Source organism: Streptomyces sp. NK15101, assembly GCF_020400725.1.
Lineage (GTDB): Bacteria > Actinomycetota > Actinomycetes > Streptomycetales > Streptomycetaceae > Streptomyces.
Window position 1 is genome coordinate 39,443 of record NZ_JAINVG010000003.1, and the last position, 21,206, is coordinate 60,648.

16 protein-coding genes are annotated in these 21,206 nt (G+C 73.5%); 6 read left to right on the top strand and 10 right to left on the bottom strand.

What is annotated here, in order from left to right; all coding sequences use genetic code 11:
• Nucleotides 1-27 precede the first annotated feature (27 nt).
• Together K7G60_RS02280 and K7G60_RS02285 are read left to right on the top strand one after the other, a co-directional pair.
• Nucleotides 28-858: an alpha/beta fold hydrolase gene (locus K7G60_RS02280; protein WP_225799061.1), complete on the top strand. Its 831-nt coding sequence runs from the start codon at nucleotides 28-30 to the stop codon at nucleotides 856-858.
• Nucleotides 859-1,154: 296 nt separating this feature from the next.
• Complete coding sequence (locus K7G60_RS02285; protein WP_225799062.1) at nucleotides 1,155-3,002, top strand: alpha/beta fold hydrolase; 1,848 nt, start codon at nucleotides 1,155-1,157, stop codon at nucleotides 3,000-3,002.
• Between the two features lie 13 nt (nucleotides 3,003-3,015).
• On the opposite strand, the gene K7G60_RS02290 is transcribed toward K7G60_RS02285, so the two are convergent.
• The 4 genes from K7G60_RS02290 to K7G60_RS02305 all read right to left on the bottom strand — a co-directional run bounded on the left by K7G60_RS02290 (nucleotide 3,016) and on the right by K7G60_RS02305 (nucleotide 7,501).
• Nucleotides 3,016-3,741, bottom strand: coding sequence for a 3'-5' exonuclease (locus tag K7G60_RS02290; RefSeq protein WP_225799063.1), 726 nt, complete (start codon nucleotides 3,739-3,741; stop codon nucleotides 3,016-3,018).
• 87 nt (nucleotides 3,742-3,828) lie between these two features.
• Nucleotides 3,829-5,133 carry an SAV2148 family HEPN domain-containing protein gene (locus K7G60_RS02295; RefSeq protein ID WP_225799064.1) on the bottom strand — a complete coding sequence of 435 codons (1,305 nt, stop codon included), beginning with the start codon at nucleotides 5,131-5,133 and terminating at the stop codon, nucleotides 3,829-3,831.
• A gap of 121 nt (nucleotides 5,134-5,254) precedes the next feature.
• Nucleotides 5,255-6,586: a copper amine oxidase gene (locus K7G60_RS02300; RefSeq protein ID WP_225799065.1), complete on the bottom strand. Its 1,332-nt coding sequence runs from the start codon at nucleotides 6,584-6,586 to the stop codon at nucleotides 5,255-5,257.
• A gap of 54 nt (nucleotides 6,587-6,640) precedes the next feature.
• Nucleotides 6,641-7,501 carry a Tat pathway signal sequence domain protein gene (locus K7G60_RS02305; protein ID WP_225799066.1) on the bottom strand — a complete coding sequence of 287 codons (861 nt, stop codon included), beginning with the start codon at nucleotides 7,499-7,501 and terminating at the stop codon, nucleotides 6,641-6,643.
• A 138-nt stretch (nucleotides 7,502-7,639) separates the two neighbouring features.
• Here K7G60_RS02305 and glgX point away from each other — a divergent pair, with 138 nt between their 5' ends.
• Nucleotides 7,640-9,760, top strand: coding sequence for a glycogen debranching protein GlgX (gene glgX / locus K7G60_RS02310; protein ID WP_225799067.1), 2,121 nt, complete (start codon nucleotides 7,640-7,642; stop codon nucleotides 9,758-9,760).
• A gap of 15 nt (nucleotides 9,761-9,775) precedes the next feature.
• Here the strand turns inward: glgX and K7G60_RS02315 are convergent, their stop codons facing one another.
• Nucleotides 9,776-10,990: an MFS transporter gene (locus tag K7G60_RS02315; protein WP_225799068.1), complete on the bottom strand. Its 1,215-nt coding sequence runs from the start codon at nucleotides 10,988-10,990 to the stop codon at nucleotides 9,776-9,778.
• A gap of 90 nt (nucleotides 10,991-11,080) precedes the next feature.
• Between K7G60_RS02315 and treY the strand changes: the two genes are divergently transcribed.
• A complete protein-coding gene (gene treY, locus K7G60_RS02320) occupies nucleotides 11,081-13,399 on the top strand; it encodes a malto-oligosyltrehalose synthase (protein ID WP_225799170.1) in 2,319 nt (772 codons plus the stop codon).
• 133 nt (nucleotides 13,400-13,532) lie between these two features.
• Here the strand turns inward: treY and K7G60_RS02325 are convergent, their stop codons facing one another.
• The 3 genes from K7G60_RS02325 to K7G60_RS02335 all read right to left on the bottom strand — a co-directional run bounded on the left by K7G60_RS02325 (nucleotide 13,533) and on the right by K7G60_RS02335 (nucleotide 15,954).
• Nucleotides 13,533-14,027 (bottom strand): hypothetical protein, encoded by a 495-nt coding sequence (locus K7G60_RS02325; protein WP_225799069.1) that lies wholly within the window; start codon nucleotides 14,025-14,027, stop codon nucleotides 13,533-13,535.
• A gap of 77 nt (nucleotides 14,028-14,104) precedes the next feature.
• A complete protein-coding gene (locus K7G60_RS02330; RefSeq protein ID WP_225799070.1) occupies nucleotides 14,105-15,283 on the bottom strand; it encodes a cytochrome P450 in 1,179 nt (392 codons plus the stop codon).
• A 122-nt stretch (nucleotides 15,284-15,405) separates the two neighbouring features.
• Nucleotides 15,406-15,954 carry a DUF1707 and FHA domain-containing protein gene (locus tag K7G60_RS02335; RefSeq protein ID WP_225799071.1) on the bottom strand — a complete coding sequence of 183 codons (549 nt, stop codon included), beginning with the start codon at nucleotides 15,952-15,954 and terminating at the stop codon, nucleotides 15,406-15,408.
• 262 nt (nucleotides 15,955-16,216) lie between these two features.
• Here K7G60_RS02335 and K7G60_RS02340 point away from each other — a divergent pair, with 262 nt between their 5' ends.
• The gene (locus K7G60_RS02340; protein WP_225799171.1) at nucleotides 16,217-17,173 is read left to right on the top strand and encodes a GNAT family N-acetyltransferase; all 957 of its coding nucleotides are present in this window, start codon (nucleotides 16,217-16,219) and stop codon (nucleotides 17,171-17,173) included.
• Between the two features lie 54 nt (nucleotides 17,174-17,227).
• Complete coding sequence (gene treZ, locus K7G60_RS02345) at nucleotides 17,228-18,979, top strand: malto-oligosyltrehalose trehalohydrolase (RefSeq protein WP_225799072.1); 1,752 nt, start codon at nucleotides 17,228-17,230, stop codon at nucleotides 18,977-18,979.
• 11 nt (nucleotides 18,980-18,990) lie between these two features.
• On the opposite strand, the gene K7G60_RS02350 is transcribed toward treZ, so the two are convergent.
• Nucleotides 18,991-20,133, bottom strand: coding sequence for an aminopeptidase P family protein (locus K7G60_RS02350; protein WP_225799073.1), 1,143 nt, complete (start codon nucleotides 20,131-20,133; stop codon nucleotides 18,991-18,993).
• A 97-nt stretch (nucleotides 20,134-20,230) separates the two neighbouring features.
• Nucleotides 20,231-21,190 (bottom strand): hypothetical protein, encoded by a 960-nt coding sequence (locus tag K7G60_RS02355; RefSeq protein ID WP_225799074.1) that lies wholly within the window; start codon nucleotides 21,188-21,190, stop codon nucleotides 20,231-20,233.
• Nucleotides 21,191-21,206: the final 16 nt, after the last annotated feature.

Here is a 21,206-nt window from a genome sequence, read left to right on the forward strand (position 1 = left end):
CCGGCCGGTGACGAACGGGGTGTTGAGATGCGTGTCGAACTGTCCGAGGTGACCCTCGACGTCGAGGTGAGCGGGGAGGGACCGGCCGTGCTGCTGGTGCACGGATTCCCCGACAGCCACCACCTGTGGCGGCACCAGGTCCCGGCGCTGAACGCGGCCGGTTTCCAGACCGTCGCCCCGACCCTGCGCGGCTTCGGCGCCTCGGACCGTCCCGGGGGCGGCCCGGCGGCGTACCACCCGGGCAAGCACGTCGGCGACCTGATCGAGCTCCTGGGGCGGCTCGACCTGGACCGGGTCCATCTGGTGGGCCATGACTGGGGTTCGGGCATCGCGCAGGCCGTGACCCAGTTCTTCCCGGACCGGGTGCGGAGCCTGAGCATCCTGTCCGTGGGCCATCTGGCGTCGATCCGGTCGGCGGGCTGGGAGCAGAAGCAGCGCTCCTGGTACATGCTGCTGTTCCAGCTGGCGGGGCTCGCCGAGGACTGGCTCGCGCGGGACGACTTCGCCAACCTGCGGGAGATGCTGGGCGAGCACCCGGACGCGGAGGCCGTGATCGAGCCCCTGCGGGCGCCGGGCGCGCTGACCGCCGCGCTGGACATCTACCGGGCGGGCATCCCGCCGGAGGCTCAGTTCGGCGCCGACGCTCCGGTGGTCCCGCTGCCGGAGACGGTCCCGGTGATGGGCGTGTGGTCGACCGGTGACCGTTTCCTGACCGAGCGTTCGATGTCCGGGACGGGCGAGTACGTGTCGGGGAGCTGGCGTTACGAGCGGGTCGAGGACGCGGGGCACTGGCTGCAGCTGGACCAGCCGGAGAAGGTCTCCGAGCTGCTGCTGTCCTTCCTCAAGGAGAACTCCTGACGGTCCGGTTCCGGTCGATCGTCGCTGATCCCGGGTGACCGCTTCCGTCGGGCGGCCGGCGAAAGGTGACCGTTTCCATGGGCGGGGCCGGCGGAGGCCGATTTCAAACCCGCCCGGAGAGTGAGTCCGCCCCTGTCACGGGGAGCGGGAGCCGTGTCCGGTTTCCACGCCGACGTGCCTTCTGAGCTGGAACGATGCCGTCGTCTTCGCCCCGCGTGCCCTCAGGCAGGCGGGGCGAAGACGTCCCGGTACCCGGCGCCGGCCGACTGGTCGGCCACAGTGAAGAGGACGGCCTCGTGAGCAACCCTCAGGACGACAACGAGATCAGCGCGGTAACCCCCGCCCAGATGGCCCGGCTCGCCGACCACGGCATCTACGCCTCCGCCACCGAGCTCGACCCGGACGCCGTCAACCTGGCCCTGGCGCTGGTCGCCACGCTGAAGGGGGAGGCGACCAGCGCTTTGCTGCCCCCCGAGCTCCAGCGGCTGACGGAGCAGGTGCGGGCGAAGGCGACCTTCGGTTTTCCGAGGATCGACTCGAACGGCGTGGAGCTGTCGGCCTTCACGATCAAGCTCAACGACGACGAACCCCGCCCGGTGGTGATCGTGCCGGCGGGCTGGACACCGCTCGGCTGGACCATCTTCGCGTACCTGTACCTGCAGCTGGCGCAGCGCGGGTACCACGTCCTCGCGTACACCCCGCGCGGCATCGGCCTGACGTACCCGTTGATCGGAGGCGGCCACCGCGACGCGTTCTTCACCTCCGGCGGCACGATCGACGTCGCCGGACCGAAGGACTGGGCAGACGGCTCCACGGTCATCGACTACGCGCAGCAGCACCTCGCCCCGAGCAAGATCGCGTTCCTCGGCGAGTCGTACGGCTCCGGCATCAGCCAGCTCGTCGCGGCGAAGGACCCGGCCGACCGCGTCGACGCCGTCGTCGCCTTCAGCACCTGGGGCAATCTCGCCACCAGCCTCTACGACAACGACACCCGGCACCTGGCGGCCGTGGACGCCCTGGTGAACTTCACCGGCGGGCCCGAGGAGCGGAAGTTCGACGCGGCCACCCGGGAGCTCCTCGCCGACTTCAGGGCCGGACGCAACCTGGACACCGTGGTGGCCTGGGGCACGGAGCGCGCGCCGGCCGAATACGCCCAGGTCACCAACGACCGGAACATCCCCACGTTCTTCTCGAACACCTGGCACGAGACGCTCTTCCCGGTCAACCAGGTCGCCGAGCACTTCGAGCGGCTGACCGTGCCCAAGCATCTGAACCTGTGGATCGGTGACCACGCCGCTCCCGAGGGCGCCGGTCTCTCGATCCCGTGGAGCGGGCCGAACCTGCCCGTCGAGGAGGCCCTCGCCTGGCTCGACCACCACGTGCTCGGCGCCTCCAACGGCGTGCCCGAGTGGCCCTCGGTCCACAACCAGATCATGTTCACGTACCGGACCGAGACCGACCCGGAGACCGGCCAGAACGTCATCACCGAGCCCGCCGTCCGCGAGCCCGCGTCCTCCTGGTCGGAGGTGACCACCTCCACCGAGGACTGGTACCTGACGTCGGTCGGCTCCGACAGCCGTGACGGCGGCCTCGCCCAGGAGGCGGAGACCGGCTGGAAGCGGGAGTTCACCGCGGGCGAGCTCACGGACGCCACCGCGGTCGACGCGATCATCGCCACCGGCCAGGCCGAGTGGAAGGGCAACCCGAAGGCCTACGCCACGGACAAGTTCGACCGGCAGCACCTCGCCGTCTGGACCACGGGCCCCCTGGACGCGACCGCGAACGGTGCGGCCCGCCGCATCCGGGGCGTCCCCCAGCTCAGGCTCGCCGTCCGCAGCGGCAGCGCCGCCTCGGTGACGATCGTGGCCTATCTCTTCGACGTCAGCGCCGACAACACGGCCCGCATCATCACCCACGAGCCCCTCACCCTGACGAACCTGACCGCCGGCGAGGACCACACCGTCACCTGGAGGCTCCAGGCCGCGGGCTACGACCTGGCCGCGGGCCACCGGCTCATGCTCGTGGTCAACAGCAAGGACGCGCTCTACTCCGACGCCCTCACCGACGCCGGCGTCGACAGCGGCACGACCACCGTCACGTCCGTCGACGGCGTGGCCGCCCGTCTGAGGCTGCCGCTCGGCTGATGCGCCCGGCGGGTCAGACCGCCGCCGCGACCGTCTCGCGCAGGGGCCACGTGGAGTCGACGACCGCCTCCGCGTCGCCCTTGCCGCGCAGGAAGGCCTGGAGGCCCTCGGCCCAGACGCGGTACCAGCCGATCTGGCGCTCGTGCAGCTCGGCCGGGTCCAGGCCGGCCACCTGCGGGTGCCGCTCGGCTATCGCGACGGCGACCCGGACGGCGGCGAGCGCGTCGGCCGCGGCCTGGTGGGCGGCTTCGAGCACCACGCCGTACTCCCCGCAGACCGCCTCCAGGGTGCGCTTGCCGCGCCGGTAGCGGTCGACGGCCCGGTCGATGGTGTACGGATCGACGACCGGGCCGATGGCCGTCCCGCCGAGCCGCTCCTCCAGCGACGGCAGTCCGTGGCGGCGCAGCTCGGCGGCGAGGAGCGTGAGGTCGAAGGAGGCGTTGTACGCGACGACCGGGACGCCGTCCTCCCAGTACGCGGCGAGGGTCTTCGCGATCTCGTCGGCGACCTCGCGGACCGGCCGGCCCTCGGCCGCCGCCCGCTCGGTGCTGATGCCGTGGATCGCGGAGGCCTGCTCCGGGATGCGGATGCCCGGGTCGGCGAGCCAGTCCCGCCGTCGCCTGACCTGTCCGTCGCCGTCGACCTCGACGATCGAGGCCGTGACGATGCGGGCCTCCAGCGGGTCGGTGCCGGTCGTCTCCAGGTCGAAGCCGACAAGGGTCGAGCCGTGCCAAGCCATCGGGTCCTCCTTACGTGATCTCCCCCGTGGTGCTGACCACCCTTGCACGCACCACTGACAACGCCCCCGGCCGCCCCCGGGGACGGGTCAGGAGACGGGCCGGGAGTCGAGCCAGACCGACTCGAATTCCTCCCGGTACGTCTCGAAGAGTCCGTGATCTCCGTCACGGGCGGACTGTCCGTGCCGGACGACGTTCCGTCCGCCGCCGCGCAGGACGAGGACCGGTGCCTCCATGCCCCGGGCCCGGCGCAGATAGGACTGGACGACGCCGACCCCGTCCGGCCCGTCGCCGTCCACCAGGTAGGCGGTGAAGCGCGGGGTCTCGTCGAAGACGTGGATCTGGAAGGCGCCCGGGTCGCGCAGTTTCGAGCGGACCCGGCGCATGTGCAGGATGTTCATCTCGACCGAGCGGCTCAGCTCGCCCTTCTTCAGGCCGAGTTCCCGCTCGCGGCGCTTGACGGCGCTGCTCGCGGGGTTGAGGAAGAGGAGCCGGGTCCGGCAGCCGGACTCGGCGAGCCGGACCATGCGGCGGCCGGAGAAGTTCTGCACCAGCAGGTTGAGGCCTATGCCGGTGGCGTCGAGGCGGCGGGCGCCGCCGAAGAGGTCCTCGGCGGGCAGCTGCCGCTGGAGCCGGACCCGGTCCGGGTGGACGGAGACGACGTCCGCGTACCGGTCGCCGACGAGGTCCTCGACCGCGTCCACGGGCAGCCGGTCGGCGGACGGCACTCCGGCGCCGCCGCCGAGGATCTCCAGGATGCGGGCGGAGGCCCGTTCGGCCTGGGCGAGGACGGTCAGCGAGAGGGCCCGGTTGCGGGAGACCACGTTCCGCGTGACCTCCAGCTCGTCGAGGGCGAGTTCGACCTCGCGCCGGTCGTCGAAGTAGGGCTCGAAGCAGGGCCAGTGCTGCACCATCAGCTCGCGCAGCTGGGGCAGCGTGAGGAAGCTCAGCACGTTGTCGTCGGCCGGGTCGAGGAGGTAGCCCTTGCGCCGGGAGACCTCGCGGACGGCGACGGCCCGCTGGACCCACTCCTGACCGGCGGGCCCGGCCGCGGCCACCACCCACTCCTCGCCGTGCACCGGTTCGTACACGGGTCGCAGGACGGCGGCGACCACGGCCCGCAGCCGCTGTTCGACGAGGTTCAGCCAGATGTAGGCGCGGCCGGCGCGCTGGGCCCGGGTGCGGACCTCGCTCCAGGCCTCGGGGCCCCAGTCGAGCTCCGCTCCTATCTCCACCGGCCGCCCGACGGTGACCGTGCCGGGCGGCACGGCCGTGCCCGGCGGCAGGACGACGCCCGGCGGCGCGACCGCTCCGGGCGGCGCCTCTGCCGGGTCGGCCGGGCCCCCCTCGTGACCCGCGTCGCCTGGGGGCAGCTCCAGACCTCCCGAGCTCACCCGTGCACCGCCTTCTGCTCCCGGACACCCGTTCCGGTGGACAGGATGACCATGTGACAACGATCAAGGAAGGGTACTCCGCGAGCGGGAGGCGGTGCAGCAGGATCGTCAGGCTGCTTCCTCAACTCCCCAGATCGGGCTGCCCGTTCTGGGAGGCGAGATCGGCCGGAGTGAGCGGATTCATAGCGGTTACGTCCCTGGGCGCGAGCTGGAAGCCCTGCCAGTGGACCGGCATCGGCTGCTGGTCCTCGTCCCGGGCGATGTGGTGGAACCCGATGTTGACCCACACGGACGGTTTGGTCAGAGTCTCACCGTTGACCCATTTGTCCACGCTGTCACCGGCGCCGGGCGCGCAGTCGCCGATGTTGTCGCTCGCGAACTTCTCGCAGGGACGGGACTGGGTGAAGTACACGTCGTGCTTGGTGAAGCCGCGGCCCGCGTGGGTGTCGGTGTGGCCGGGCACGATCTCGTAGGAGCGGGCGTGGCCGTCGGCGTTCTTGCCGGTGCCGCTGACCACCCGCCACCAGCGCATGTTGCGGGCGTCGCCGGCGAGTTCCTTGGTGACGACGGTGCGCTTGGTCTTCACGGTGGGTCCGCCGCCGCCGGCGGCGGGCGCCGTGACGGTGGAGTCGAACTGTTCGATCCGGTCCTTGGTGGAGCCGTCCAGGCCGAAGTCGAGCTTCCAGAAGACGTTGTGGGCGTGGCTGGTGGCGTAGCCGCGGGCGCCCTTGCCGATGGGCCAGCCGCGTCCGTCGGTGGCGTTGTAGTCGACGGGCGAGAGGCTGCCGGTGGCCCCGACGTTGGCGCCGATGGTGCCGTCGGCGGTGAAGCGCCACTCGGTGATGTACTCGTACCAGCCGACCTTGTTGACGGTGTAGACGAGCAGGTCCTTGGCCTGGGCCGCCCAGACCTTGGAGCCGTTGTCGCTGGCCATGCGGTACGCGTGCCCGCGTGCGCGCGTGGTGGTGCACAGACCCTTGACCTCGCCGACCTCGGCCACCTTGACGGTGGTGAGGGTGCCGCCGGGGCACTCGGCCGGCTTGAGGTTCTGCAGGCCGTAGCCGAAGCCGGCTCCGGTGAGGTCGTCGTACTCGGCGCCGCCGTCGTCGTACGGCACGTGGATCTGGGCGAGCCGGGCGCTGTCGAGGACGGGGATGGGCGCGGCGGCGCCGGGCGGCTGGTAGGTGACGCGGTCGAGCGTGAGCCCGGCGTCGGTGTCGTACCGCCAGCACATGCGCCAGGTGGTGCCACCGTCGAGCTTCTGCGTGATGCGGTACGCGGCCGAGCAGTCGGGCACGGCGGGTGCCGTGCGCGTCGGGACCGGCGGGTTGGGTGCGGCGGTGGCGCCGGTCGCGGGCCCGGCGGCGGCCGTGGCGGTGCCGAGCAGGGCGGCGGCGGTCAGGACGGCGCCCCGCTTGGGGGTGCGCCGGCTCCGGATTCGCTGGGTGGGCATGGGGACGTGCTCCCTCGTACGTGTCGTGAGGCTGTGGAGTGGCCGGGCCGGTGGTCAGCCGACGCGGGTGACGGTCCTCGCGGAGAGGTCGACGATCAGGTTCCGGGTGTCGATCCAGGGCCCGTTGAGGACCTTGGTGACGAGCCGGACGCACCGGTGCTGTCCGCAGCGGGCGAGCCGCTCGGGCACCTCGCTCTCGCGGTAGGGGCGGTACACGTCGCCGTTGAACCACAGCTGCTCGCCGGAGGTCAGCTTCTTGCCGGTGGCGTCCTCGTAGTCCTCCTCGACGCCCTTGCCGAGCGGGCTCGCGAGGATCAGCTCCAGGGCCTCGCGCAGCTCGTCGGGGTGGGCGGAGGGCTGGACCCCGCGCTGCGCTCCGGACTTCTCGACCTTGCCGGTGTCGAGGTTGACGGTCTTGGTGACGAGCTCGTCCCGGCCGTAGTCGTAGAGGCGGACCTCGGCGCGGCGCGCGGGGTCGCCCGGTCGCGGGTCGGCGAGCCGGGTGCCGAGGCGCTGGGGGCCCCGGCCGCCGGTGACGTCCTGCTGGGCGGAGGCGGCGGGCGGGGTCAGCGCCAGCGCCTCGGCCCGGGCGAGCTCGTCGTCCGTGAGCGGGTCGCCGCCGACGCCCTTCTCCCCCTCGGCCGCGGGCGGGGCCACGGTGGCCGGCTGCGGCGCGGAGCCGCCCTCCCCCTCTCCGGAGGCACCGGACGCACCGGACGCACCGGCCCCGCCCGCCGCACCGGTCGCTCCGGCCCCCGCGGAGGAACCCGCCGCGGCAGCGCCGCGGCCGCCCGGCGCCTCGTCCGCTCCCGCCGGGCCCGGCAGGCTGATCGCGACCGCGACGGCGGTCCCCGTCACCGCCATGGCCGCTCCGGCCACCACCTTCCCCAGGTGGCGGCGCGCTATTTCGTACACATTTCCCCCTCTATCCCCCTCTTGGTCTGCGGTCACCCGGTAGGACGGGGCGAAGTCCTAGGAGGTTGCCACTCTTTCGGGCAGGATCTGGCCGAAGAACACCTACAAAACCCGGACAGAAGAGGAAGAGTCGTATCCATGCAGGTCTGGCCGGGACAGGCGTACCCCTTGGGCGCCACCTATGACGGAGCGGGAACCAACTTCGCGGTCTTCTCGGAGGCCGCCCACAGGATCGAGCTGTGTCTGCTGCACGACGACGGCTCGGAGACGGCGGTGGAACTGCGCGAGACCGACGCGTTCGTGCGGCACGCCTATCTGCCGGGCGTGATGCCCGGTCAGCGGTACGGGTTCCGCGTGCACGGGCCGTACGCGCCGGAGCGCGGGCTGCGCTGCAACGCGGCGAAGCTGCTGCTCGACCCGTACGCGCGCGCGGTGTCGGGGCGGATCAAGTGGGGCGAGGCGGTGTACGGCTACCCGTTCGGGCGGCCCGACGCGCGCAACGACCTCGACTCGGGCCCGCACACCATGACCTCGGTCGTGGTCAATCCGTACTTCGACTGGGGCGACGACCGGCGCCCGCGCACCGAGTACCACCACACGGTGATCTACGAGGCCCATGTGAAGGGCCTGACGATGCTGCACCCTGACCTTCCGGAGGAGCTGCGCGGGACGTACGCGGGACTCGCGCACCCGTCGGTCATCGGCCATCTGAAGGACCTGGGCGTGACCGCGCTCGAACTGATGCCCGTACACCAGTTCGTGAACGACCACCGGCTCGTGGACGCGGGGCTCTCCAACTACTGGGGCTACAACACGATCGGCTTCTTCGCCCCGCACAACGCCTACGCCTCCTGGGGCGACCGGGGCCAGCAGGTCCTGGAGTTCAAGTCGGCGGTCCGGGCGCTGCACCAGGCGGGCATCGAGGTCATCCTCGACGTGGTCTACAACCACACCGCCGAGGGCAACCACCTGGGGCCGACGCTCTCCTTCCGGGGCCTGGACAACCCCTCGTACTACCGGCTCGCGAACGACCGCCGGTACTACATGGACACCACCGGCACCGGGAACTCGCTGCTCATGCGCTCCCCGCACGTGCTCCAGCTGATCATGGACAGCCTGCGGTACTGGGTGACCGAGATGCACGTGGACGGTTTCCGCTTCGACCTGGCGGCCACCCTGGCCCGCCAGTTCCACGAGGTGGACCGGCTGTCCTCCTTCTTCGACCTGGTGCAGCAGGACCCGGTGGTCAGCCAGGTGAAGCTGATCGCCGAGCCGTGGGACGTGGGCGAGGGCGGCTACCAGGTGGGCAACTTCCCGCCGCTGTGGACCGAGTGGAACGGCAAGTACCGGGACTGCGTGCGGGACCTGTGGCGCGGCGAGCCGCGCACCCTCGCCGAGTTCGCCTCCCGGCTGACCGGCTCCTCCGACCTGTACCAGGACGACGGGCGGCGCCCCCTCGCCTCGGTCAACTTCGTCACCTGCCACGACGGCTTCACCCTGCGCGACCTCGTCTCGTACAACGACAAGCACAACGAGGCGAACGGCGAGGGCAACCGGGACGGCGAGAGCTACAACCGCTCCTGGAACTGCGGGGCGGAGGGCGAGACCGAGGACGTCGGGATCGCCGAGCTGCGCGCCCGCCAGATGCGCAACTTCCTCGCCACGCTGATGCTCTCGCAGGGCGTGCCGATGCTCAGCCACGGCGACGAGTTCGGGCGGACGCAGGGCGGCAACAACAACGCGTACTGCCAGGACAACGAGGTCTCCTGGGTGCGGTGGCCGAAGGAGAACGGCGAGGCGGACGCCACGCTCCTGCGGTTCACCCAGGCGATGGTCCGGCTGCGCCGGGAGCACCCGGTCTTCCGGCGCCGCCGCTTCTTCCACGGCAGGCCGGTGGAGGGCACCCACGACGAGCTGACCGACATCGCCTGGTTCACGCCCGAGGGCGAGGAGATGACCTCCCGCGACTGGCAGGCGGCGCACGCCCAGGCGCTGACCGTCTTCCTCAACGGCAACGCCATCTCGGAGCCCGGCCCGCAGGGCGAGCGGATCGCCGACGACTCCTTCCTGCTGATGTTCAACGCCTCCTCGAAGGAGCTGGAGTTCGCGGTGCCGGACAGCCACGGGCGCTGCTGGCGCATGGTGGTGGACACCTCGGACCCGGAGGGCATGCCGCCGCGGGAGGGCCCGGAGCTCGAGGGCGGCGAGCGGGTGACGCTGGCGCCGCTCAGCCTGACCGTGCTGCGCCGGCCGGCCTGAGCTCCCGTACGGGGGTCAGGCGGCCGGCCTGAGCTCCCGTACGGGAGACGCGGCCCTCACCGTCCAGGACAGCACCGCGCAGGCCGCGGCCGCTCCCACCGCCACCGCGAAGGCGGCGGGGGCGCCGTGGCCTTCGGCGAGCCGGCCGGAGAGGGCGAGGGCGAGGGCCTGGCCGCCCACGATCCCGCTGGTGAGGAAGGCCATCGACTCGGCGAGCCGGGCGGCCGGCACGGTCCGCTCGGTGAGCCCGAAGACGGTGATCAGGTGCGGGGCGTAGGCCGCGCCGAGGACGACGACGACCGCGTACAGCGCGATCAGGGAGTCCACCAGGAGCAGCGGTGCGGAGAGGACGACGAGCCCGGCCGTGGCGGCGCGCCAGCGGGTCGTGAGTCCGATCCGGGCGGGCACGGCGGCCATGGAGAGGCCGACGGCCGCGCTCATGACGCCCATGGCCGCGTAGACGAGCCCGGCCTGGGCGGGCGCGCCGAGCTCCTCGGTGAGGGCGGTGATCCCGGCCTGCGAGGCGCCGAACATGGCGCCCTGGAGGACCATCGTGGCGCGCAGGGCGTGGGCGGATCCCGGCAGCCGCGTCCGTTCGGCGGCACCCGTACGGGTGGAGACGGCCGGCGCGAGGGCCCGGGCCGTCGGGTGGAGGGCGAAGGCCGTCCCGCAGACGGCGAGCAGCAGCGCCGCCAGGAGGAGCGCGGCGGCGGGGTGGGCGAGGGCGGCGGCGAGTCCTACGAGGGCCGGGCCGAGGACGAAGGAGACCTCGTCGAGGGTGCCCTCGAAGGAGAGCACCGCTCCGACGAGCCGGTCGTCCGCGCCGGAGCGGCGGGCGAGGGCCACGGAGCGGGTCCGGGCGAGCGGTCCGACCTGCGGGACGGTGGCACCGGCGAGCGCTCCGAGCGCCATGAGCGGGCCGGTGGCGGCCCCGGCGAGGGCGGCGAGGACCAGGGCGGTGACGGCGACGGCGTTGGCGAGGGAGGCCGCGAGGACGATCCCGCGCTGGCCGTGCCGGTCGGCGAGCCGGCCGATGACGGGTCCGGCGGCGGTCTGTCCGGCGGCGAGCGCGCCGCCGGTGAGACCCGCGGTGGCGAGCGACCCGCTGGTCTCGGCGACCAGGAGGAGGCTGCCGAGCTGGCACATCGCGGTGGGCAGCCGGCCGAGGAAGGAGACGACCGGCAGGGCCGGGCCGAGCAGGGACAGCGTGTCGCGATACGTCCGAAGCATCACGCGAACGTAACGCGATGCACTCGAACGGGTGCATGGGGCGATGACACAGAAGCCTCCCGACGGGGTACGTACGTTCGCATGACGCCCATTCCACCCACCTCGACCTACCGGCTGCAGCTCCAGCCGGAGTTTCCGTTCGCGGCCGCCGAGCGCGCCGTGCCGTACCTGGCCGGCCTCGGGGTCTCGCATCTGCACCTCTCCCCCGTCCTGGAGGCGGTGCCCGGCTCGGCCCACGGCTACGACGTCACCGACCACCGCTCGGTACGGGCCGAACTGGGCGGCGAGGAGGGGCTGCGGGCCCTGGCGGCGACCGCGCGGGCGCACGGCCTCGGGCTCGTCGTGGACCTGGTGCCCAACCACATGGCGGCCTCCCCGCGCCACAACCACGCGCTGCGCGCCGTGCTCCGCGAGGGCCCCGACTCGCCGTACGCCCGCTGGTTCGACATCGACTGGCGCGCCGGGGACGGCCGGGTGCTGCTCCCCGTGCTGCCCGCGCGGCTCCCGGAGGTGCGGGACCGGTTCCGGGTCTCCGGCGGGTCCCTGCACCTGGACGGCCAGGAGTTCCCGCTCCGCGCGGGCACCGAGGGGCTGCCGCTCGACGAGCTGCTCGACGCCCAGTGGTACCGGCTCGGCTGGTGGCGGCTCGCCCGCACCGAGCTCGGCTACCGCCGCTTCTTCACCGTCTCGGACCTGATCGGGGTGCGGGTGGAGGACCCCGAGGTGTTCGCGGCGAGCCACGCGAAGATCGTGGAGCTGGTCGCGGACGGGGTGGTCGAAGGCCTGCGCATCGACCACCCGGACGGACTCGCCGATCCGCAGGGCTATCTGGAGGACCTGGCGGCGGCGACCGGCGGGCGGTGCTGGACGGTGGTCGAGAAGATCCTCACGGGACCCGAGACGCTGCCCGCCGACTGGCCGGTCGCGGGCACCACCGGGTACGACGCGCTGCGGCAGCTCGACGGCGTCTTCACCGACCCGGTGGGGGCGGACGAACTGGCCGACCTCTACCGCGAGTTCGTGGGCAGGACCGGGGACCGGGGCGGCCGCTGGGAGGCGACCGCGCACCGCGCCGCGTACGAGGTGGTCGGCCATGACCTGGCCGCCGAGACGGCCGCGCTGACCCGGATCGCCGGCCGGATCTGCGCCGCCGACCCCGAGCTCCGGGACCACGCCCCCTGGGCGCTGCGCACCGCGGTCCGGGAGCTCCTCGTCCGCGTCCCCGTCTACCGCCCCTACCGGACCGGCGGCGAGGAGGTGCTGACCCCGGAGGCGGCGCGCGGTGCGAAGGCCGCGTTCGCGGTGCCGGAGGAGGCGGCGGCGGTCGACGTCGTACGGGACCTGGCGCTCGGCAGACGGGGCGACGGGCCCGAACACCGGGCGTTCCGCGCGCGGTTCGCGCAGACCTCGTCCGCGCTGCGGGCCAAGTCCGTGGAGGACACCGCCTTCTACCGGTACACCCCGCTGCTCTCCGCGAACGAGGTCGGCGGCGACGCGGGGCGCCCGGCGGTGCCGGTGGAGGAGTTCCACGCGTACTGCCTGCGGATCGCCCGGGACTGGCCCGGGACCGGCACCGTGCTCTCCACGCACGACACCAAGCGCAGCGCGGACGTCCGGGCCGCGATCGCGGTGCTCGCCCAGTGCCCGGAGGTGTGGGCGGAGCTCCTGGCGGAGGTCGCCGGGGTGCCCGCGCCCGATCCGCACGTGGCGTGGACGGCCTGGCAGACGGCCTTCGGCTTCGGCGCCCCGGACCCGGACCGGCTGGTGCCCGCGATCCTCAAGTCCGTGCGGGAGGCGGGGCTCAGGACCAGCTGGACGGAGCCGGACGAGGAGTACGAGCGGGCGGTGGCCGAGTTCGCGGCGGCCGGGCCCGGCCGGATCCCGCTCCGGGCGGCCTCGGAGGCGGCCTTCGCGCTGGAGCCGCACATCCGGGCGCACGCGCTCGGGGCCGCGCTCGCCCAGCTGACGATGCCGGGGGTGCCGGAGCTGTACCAGAACACGGAGCGGGAGTACCGGGCGCTGGTCGACCCGGACAACCGGGCGCCGTTCGCGGTCGGCCCGGAGGACGAGCGGACGGCCCTGGTCCGGGCGGCGCTGCGGCTGCGGCGCGCGCACCCGGAGGCCTTCGGGGCGGACGGCACCTACGTCCCGCTGGCGGCGGAGGGCCCCGCGGCCGCGCACTGTCTGGCCTTCGCCCGCTCCGGCCGGGTGGTCACGGCCGTGACCCGGCTCTCCCTGCGGCTCGCCCAGGCGGGCGGCTGGCAGGACACGGAGCTGGTGCTGCCCGAGGGGCGGTGGGTCGACGCGCTCGACGGCGTGCGGGAGTTCACGGGCGGCCCGGCGACGGAGGTGAAGCTGGCGGAACTGTTCGAGGAGCGGCCGGTGGCGCTGCTGGCCCGGACGGAGTGACGGGGCGGGACGGCCGGCACCGCCACCGCCGGAATCCTCTCCGGCGTCTTCCTGCTCGCGTCGGTCCGGCCCTCCGGCCGGCAGGACCCGGTCCGCGCCCGCGGACCGGGTCCTGACCGGAAGCCGGAACCGATCAGGAGCGGGAGGCCCGCGTGACCTCGCACTTGGTGTACTCGGAACCGTCGCCGGATCCCGTGTACGGGGTGGTCAGCTCGGCGCTCTGGGAGGCGCCCGCCGCGACGGCGACGGCGGTCTTCGTCGCGGTGGCCGGGACGGCGGTGCCGCCGGCGTCGCCGGTGAACTTCATCGTGACGTCGTAGTCGTAGTCCAGCAGGCCGTCGTTCTTGATGGTGACCCGGGCGACGAGGTTCTTGGTGGCCTCGTCGTACTTGCACTCGTCGATCGTGACGTCGCGCACGGCCTTGTTCGAGCTGCCGGAGCCGCCGGAGACGGAGCCGCCGGAGCTGCTGCCCGTGGTGCCGTCGTTGTCGCTGTGGTCGCTGCCGCTGCTGTGGCTGCCGGAGCTGCTGCTGCCGCCGCAGCTGGCGCCGTGGGAGCCGCGGGCACCCGTCAGGGCGACGACAGCGATGCCGAAGACGGCGATCGCGCGGACATGACGCATCTTCATTTTTGAATCCCCGTGGAAAGTGGTGGAACGGGCGCCCGTTGACGAGCGCACGTCACCCTAACAGCGGTCGGGGACGCTCAGCCGCCCGGGCGGACGATCAGGCTCCGCGGGGCGCGCGTGATGAGGCCCGTGAAGGTGGGACGGAAACCGTCGGCGAGGCGCAGCCGCGGCATGGCCGCGAAGAGGGCGCGCAGGGCGTATTCCGCTTCGAACCCGGCGAGGAGGACCGCCGGGCAGAAGCCCGCCCCGTACGTGAGCTGGCCCGGGTCGTCGCGGAACGGGTCGAAGCGGTCGGGCTCGCGGAAGCGTTCCGGATCGCGGCCCGCCGAGCCGACGAGCAGGGCGACGGACGCGCCCGCCGGGACGACGCCGCCGCTCACCGGCACCTCGGCGCTGGTGCGGCGCACCGCGATCTGCACGGGCGGGTCCCGGCGCAACGACTCGGTCCAGGCCCGGGCGACGAGGCCGGCGGGCGCGTCGCGGAGGGCCGCGACCTGGTCGGGGTCGGCGAGGACGTTGCCGAGGAAGGAGGCGAGCGCCTTCTCCCGTACGGCGATCTGGCCGCCGCACTCCCCGGCGAGCGCGCCCGCCGCCCGGCCGCGGACGAGCCGCATCATGTCGCGGTAGGGCACGCCGACGGCCGCGGCGACGGTGCCGGCCGGCAGCCAGTGGCAGAAGTCGGCGACCAGGTCGGCCTGGGACCGTTCGGCGATCCGGCGGGCCAGGACGTGGGCGGTGCGTTCGGTGACGGCGCGCAGGGCCTCGACGTCGACGTCGACGTGGGCCCGCGCGCACGGCGGGTCGCCGGGCCGGTGCCCGTGGGTGAAGCGTTCGTCGGTGAGCGCGGTGGCCACGTCCGCGTACCGACTGAGGACCCAGGCCCGCAGCAGCGGGTCGTACGTGAGCGGGAACTCCTCGCGCAGGGTCCGGTGGATCCCGTGCGGGTCCAGCGTGGCGCCGGGTGTGAGGGGGCTCGGCGCGACGGTCCGTCCGCCGGGCGGGAGGAGCCCGGCGGCGGCCGGGTCGACCAGGGTCCGCACGCGTCCGGGGGCGGCCGGACCGCCGGTGCCGGGGATACGGGGCGGAGCGCCGGGAGCGCCGGCCGGTGGCCCGCCGGCCCGGGCCGGCTGCTCGGGGGCCGCGGCCGAAGGTCTCGCCGGAGCCATCGGCGGCAGTCGTGTCCAGGGGTCCCCGGACTCCTCCGGCCGCTCGCTCCGCATGCTCCGGTCCGGCTCGCGGTTCGACGCGTCGCTCATCTCGCCCCCTGTCGATCGGCGGTGGGTGCCGCGGCCGGAGATCGTGGCGCGCGTCTGCCCAGCCCATCACCGCGCGGGCCGCACCGCCCGTCGCATACCGCCGAACGGGTGAATGCGGGGGCTCAGTCGTGCGACAGCCGGAAGGACATCTGGCCGAAGCCCACCACGTCCCCCGGCCGCACGACCACGGCGCCGGTGACCCGCCGCCCGTTGACGGTGGTGCCGTTCGTCGAGCCGAGGTCGCGCAGCACCCACATGCCGCCCTGCAACGAGAGTTCGGCGTGCAGCCGGGAGGCCGTCTCGTGGCTGAGCCGCAGCCCGTTGACCGGGTCCCGCCCGATCCGCAGCGGGTGCGGGCCGGGATGGGGCAGCAGCAGCTTCGGCAGCCGCTCCGCGCTCCAGGCCCGCCCGATCCGCGCCGTGAACGCGGACATCCGCTCCACCGCGCCGACCACCCGCCGGGTCCAGGTGCCCTCGGTCCGCAGGTCGGCGGTGAGCAGGGCGAGTTCGTCCGGCCTGCGGGCCTGGAGCGCGCGCTCCATCCGGAAGAGGAAGGTGTCGTGCGAGAGGCGGCCCTGGGCGGCACCCTCACGGAGCAGCACCAGCGCGCGGTCCCGCTCGGCGTCGGTCAGCCGAGGGGAGTTCGCCGGAAGCTCGAAAGGGGTCGTCACACCCGAGATTGTCGGTCCGTCGCCCCCGACGTGTCCAGAAGGGCCGCTGAGCTGGAAACTCCGTAACGGCCGGGGCGGGATCGCTGTTACGGTCTGCGGTCCTCGCACCAGAGATCCCAGGGGGAACCCGGACGTGACCACGTCTTCTTCGTCCACGCACCACCAGCCCGACCCGCACCACGAGCAAGACCCGCACCACGAGCACCACGAGCAAGACCCGCACGACCCCGCCGCCGCGGTCTCCTCCTCCCTCGTCCCCGACCTGTACGTCCGCCCGCTCGCCGGGCCGGAGGAGCTCGACCTCTTCCTCCGCCTCACCTACTCGCTCGACCACGAGCTCGCCGACGACCTCGCCGCCGGCCGTCGCCTGCCCTCGTGGATGTGGGTGGCGCTCGACGGCGACCGGCTCCTCGGCCGGCTCGCCTGGTGGACGCACACGGCGGGCGCCGGACCGCAGGCGCTCGACTTCTTCGACCTCGCGCCGGAGCTGTCCGCCGAGGAGCGCGCCGAGGTCGGCCTGCGGCTCCTGGCGACGGCGACGGCCGCGGTGATCCCGGCGGGCACGCGCCGCCCCGAGTACGGCCGGTTCATGCCGGCGGACTGGCGCGAGGTCCCGGAGACCCGGTCGCTCCTGGAGTCCCTGTTCTCGGTCCTGGAGCGCACGGGCGCCCGTCCGCTGGTCGAGCGGCTGCGCCTGGAGTGGCGCCCCGGCACCCCCGTGCCGGAGCCGACGGACCGGCTGGAGTTCCGTCCCGTCAGGGACCGCGAGGACCTCCTCGCGCTGATGACGCCGGTGATGGAGGGCACGCTCGACGCGCACGGCCGGGCCGATCTGGCCTCGGGCCTTTCGGCGCGGGAGGCGGCGGAGCTGCACTTCGACGAGGAGCTCGCGCTCCACTCCTCGCCGCGCGAGTGGTGGCGCGTCGCCGAACTGCCGGGAAGCGGCGAGCCGGTCGGCTTCGTCGTGCCCGCCCGGAACAACTACCACCACATCATCGCGTACGTCGGTGTGGTGCCCGCCCACCGCGGGCACGGGTACATCGACGACATCCTGGCGGAGGGGACCCGGGTCCTGGCCGCCGCCGACGTGCCCCGGATCCGTGCGGCGACGGACCTGGGAAACGTTCCGATGGCGGCGTCCTTCGCCCGGGCGGGCTACGTGACGTTCGAGCGCGCGATCAACTACGTGTGGGACGCGCCGGGCGAGTCGGGGTCCTGACTGCCAGGATGGTCGCGGTGGTGGAGTGACTGGACCGTCGACGAGGGGATTCCCGTGCTCTTCGAGGTGTGGGCGCCGAGCGCCCGTGACCGGGTGACGCTGGAGCTGAACGGCTCCACCCACCCCCTGGACCGGGACGCCGAACGGGACGGCTGGTGGACGGGCGTGGTGCCCGCCGAGGACGGCGACCGGTACGGGTTCTCGCTCGACGGCGGGCCCGTGCTGCCCGACCCCCGCTCGCGCCGGCTGCCCGACGGGCCCGACGGCCTGAGCGCGGTCGTCGACCACTCGGCGTACACCTGGCTCCACGAGTCCCCGCGGCTGCGGCTGCGCGGCGCCGTCCTGTACGAGCTGCACGTCGGCACCTTCACCCCGGAGGGCACGCTCGACGCGGCGGCCGCGCGGCTCGGGGAGCTCGCGGGCCTCGGCATCACCCATGTGGAGCTGATGCCGCTGTGCCCGTTCCCCGGGGTGCGGGGCTGGGGGTACGACGGGGTGGCTCCGTGGGCGGTCCACGAGCCGTACGGCGGGCCGGAGGCGCTGAAGCGGTTCACGGACGCGGCGCACGGCCTCGGGATGGGCGTGGTCCTCGACGTGGTGCACAACCACCTGGGCCCGTCCGGGAACCACCTCCCGTCCTTCGGGCCGTACTTCACGGACACCCACCACACGCCGTGGGGCGCGGCGGTGAACCTGGACGCACCGGGTTCGGACGAGGTCCGGGCGTACTTCCTGGGGAGCGCGCTCGCCTGGCTGCGGGACTACCGGATCGACGGGCTGCGGCTCGACGCGGTGCACGCCCTCGCCGACACGCGGGCGCTGACCTTCCTGGAGGAACTGTCGGCGGCCGTGGACGAGTTGGCGAAGGAGCAGGGCCGCCAGCACTTCCTGATCGCCGAGTCCGACCTCGCCGATCCGCGCACGACCACCCCGCGCACGCTCGGCGGTCTCGGTGTGCACGCGCAGTGGAACGACGACTTCCACCACGCCCTGCACACCGCGCTCACCGGCGAGTCCCAGGGCTATTACGCCGACTTCGCGCGCGCCCCGATGGCGGCGCTCGCCAAGACGCTCACCCGCGTCTTCTTCCACGACGGCACGTACTCCGCCTTCCGCGGCCGCCACCACGGGCGTCCGGTGGACCGGGAGCGGACCCCCGCCCACCGCTTCCTCGGCTACGCGCAGACGCACGACCAGATCGGCAACCGGGCCCTCGGCGACCGCCTCTCGGCCTCGCTCTCCCCCGGCCTGCTCGCCTGCGCGGCGACGCTCGTCCTCACCGGCCCCTCGGTGCCGATGCTGTTCATGGGCGAGGAGTGGGGGGCGAGCACGCCCTGGATGTACTTCACCGACCACACCGACCCGGAGCTCGCGGAGGCCGTGCGACGGGGCCGGAAGCGGGAGTTCGCCGCGCACGGCTGGTCCGAGGACGAGGTCCCCGACCCCCAGGAGCCGGCCACCCGCGACCGCTCGGTCCTCGACCGGGGCGAACGCGAGCGGGACCCGCACAAGCGGCTCCTCGCCTGGCACCGTCAGCTCATCGCGCTGCGCCGCACCCTGCCCGACCTGACCGACCCGGACCTGGCGGGCGTGAAGGCGGCCTTCGACGAGGAGTCCCGCTGGCTGGTCTTCCGGCGCGGTGACCTGCGGGTGGCCGTGAACCTGGGCAAGGAGCCGGCGGTGATCCCCCTCGGCTCCAACGGCCGCGACCGGGTCCTGGCCTCCTGGGACCCGGTCGAGCCGCCGGCGGCGGACGGGCTGCTGACCCTCCCCGGGGAGTCGGCGATCGTCCTCGCGGACGGCTGAGCCCCGGTCTCCTACTCCACGAGGGCCATCTCGCGCGGGGTGTTGTTGAAGCGGCGCCCCGCGCCGTCCTCGGTGGCCGTGACGATGTCCTCGATGCGGACGCCGAAGCGGCCGGGGAGGTAGACGCCTGGCTCGATGGAGAAGCACATGCCGGGGACGATGGGGAGCTCCTCGCCCTCGATCATGTACGGCGGCTCGTGGGTGGTGACGCCGATGCCGTGGCCGGTGCGGTGGATGAAGTACTCGCCGTAGCCGGCGTCCGTGATGACCTTGCGGGCCGCCCGGTCGACCTCCTGGCAGGCGACCCCGGGGCGTACCGCCTCGAAGCCGGCCTGCTGGGCCTCGCGGACGAGGTCGTGGACGCGGCGCTCCTCGTCGGTGGGCTCGCCGACGTGGACGGTGCGGGTGGTGTCGGAGCCGTAGCCGTGCTTGAGGCCGCCGAAGTCGAGGACGACCATGTCGCCGCGCTCGATGACCCGGTCGCCGGCCTCGTGGTGCGGGTTGGCGCCGTTGGGGCCGGAGCCGACGACGGTGAAGTCGACCTGCGAGTGGCCGGCCTCCATGAGGAGCCGGGCGAGGTCGGCGGCGACGTCGGTCTCCTTCCGGCCGGCGAACCGGACCTTGAGGATCTCGCCGTACGCCTGGTCGGCGGCGGCACCGGCGGCCGCGATCCGGGCCAGCTCGTGCGCGTCCTTGACGCCGCGGAGCATCGGCAGGGCCTCGGTGAGGGAGACGTACGAGGTGCCGGGCAGGGCCTGCTGGAGGCCGAGGAGGTGCATGGCCCAGGCGTTGTCGCTGACGCCGAAGCGGCCGTCGACGTCGAGGAGCGGCGCGGTGACGGCGTACGGGTCCTTGCCGTCGGTCCAGTCGCGCAGGGTGAGCGCGGCGGCCCCGGCGGCCTTCTCGGCGTCGGGCGCCTCCAGGGTCGGGACGACGAGCACCGGTTCCTGGCCGACCGCGAGGACGAGGACGGTGAGCCGCTCGGTGATCGCGGTGGGCTGGTAGCCGGTGAGGTACACCAGGTCGGGTCCGGGGGCGACGAGCACGCCCGCGAGTCCGGCTTCGGCGGCCGACTCGACGGCCCGGGCCATCCGGGCCCGGTAGTCGTCCGCGGTGAAGGGCACGACCTCTTCGGGGGCGTCCGTGCTCGGCATGGTGGCTCCTCCTCGACGTCATCGTCCGGTGCGACGTACAGCATCCTGCCGGGCGGGGGCGCGGGCCGCGACCGGATGGCGGACGGCCGCGACCGGATCAGCGGCGGTCGGGGCCCTGGGCGATGAGCCGTTCCAGGAGCTCGTGGAAGTCGTCGCCGACGACGATCCGCAGGTCGCCCCGCTCCTCGTCGTGCTCGCTGAGCTGGGTGAGCGTGCCGTCCCGCCACCAGAAGACGTACGGGCTGATGGCGCCCGGCACGTCCTCGTACCCGGCGGCGGCGAAGGAGGCCATCGCGCCGAGGGCCGGGATGATCGAGGTGTCCCGGATGGGGTGGAAGGCGAGCTGGTGCCGGAAGGGCAGGGCGACGAGGGCGCCGTGCTCGCCGAGCGGGAGGCCGGTGACCCGCTGGACGACGCCGTCGAGGTCGAGGACGCGGCTCGCGGTGTAGAAGGAGTCGCCGAGGATGATCTCGAAGCACATGCCGTCGGCGTCGCGGACGGTCTCGTGCTCCTCGACGGGCAGTCCGCGCAGGTTGCGCAGGGCCCGGTCGCGCAGCTGCGCGTGGTCCCCAAGCCGTTCGAGCGCCTCGTCGGTGAGCATCATGACGCTCTCGGGCAGGTCGAGGGCGAGGACCTCGTAGAGGCCGGGGGCGACGGTCCTGGCGTAGCCGAAGGCGCCGGCGTCGATGCCGTCGCCGCTGACGATCCGGGGGTAGAGCTGGGCGCGGATCTGCTCGGGCGGCAGGGTGTCGAGCGCGGAGGGGCCGTCCATGGCGCGGACGACGAGGCCGATGTGACGGTGGATCGTGTCGGGCCAGACGCGGGGGCCGCGCCGGTCCTGGTGGCAGACGGCGGCGAGGTTGCCGAGGCCGAAGCGGCGGCCCTTGTCGTCGATGACGTGGTCGGCGTAGACGGTGACCTCGAGGCCGAGCTCGGCGAAGGTCTCGCGGACCCGGCCGCGGAAGAGCGCGGCCTCGCGCTGGGAGAAGTACGCGAACTCGGGATCCCTCGGTGCGTCGTCGCCGTCCCGCCTGGGTCCTCGCCGCAGCCACCCCACGCCCGTCCGCCTTCCG